At 36.8% G+C, this 380-nt stretch carries 1 protein-coding gene; it reads left to right on the top strand.

The features are described 5' to 3' along the window. Positions 1-380 (top strand): hypothetical protein (locus GUI43_RS35265; RefSeq protein ID WP_211326819.1); only part of this gene is annotated, 380 nt, incomplete at both ends.

The following is a 380-nucleotide window of genomic DNA, read 5'->3' as shown; positions in this document are numbered from 1 at the left end:
AGAAAAAAGTTCTACTGCAATGCAAGGTGTGAAAAGTTCAGATTGGTTATCTACAAACTTTGGCGTACGTTTTCGATATAATGCACTAGGTGATTTAAATACGAGCAATATTGTTTCTTCAAAAGAAAGTTTCGGTATTACTGAAGGTGTGAAATCTGTATCCATGCATGCCGGATCGACATTAGCAATTACTAATCCAGAGAAAGCAAAAGGTATTGTGTATACACCAGAACAATTGCCAGCGAAAAGTAAATGGTCACATGCTGTAGATCAAGGTATTCATAATAGGGGCGGTAAAGCAGAAGGTCCCTATGTAGCAATTTCTAAAGTTGGAAAAGGTAAAGTAGCATTTATCGGTTATTCATCACTTGTGGAAGATA

The organism is Micromonospora noduli (assembly GCF_003264365.1).
Taxonomy (GTDB): Bacteria; Actinomycetota; Actinomycetes; order Mycobacteriales; family Micromonosporaceae; genus Micromonospora; species Micromonospora noduli.
This window is presented reverse-complemented; position numbering and strand designations above follow the sequence as displayed.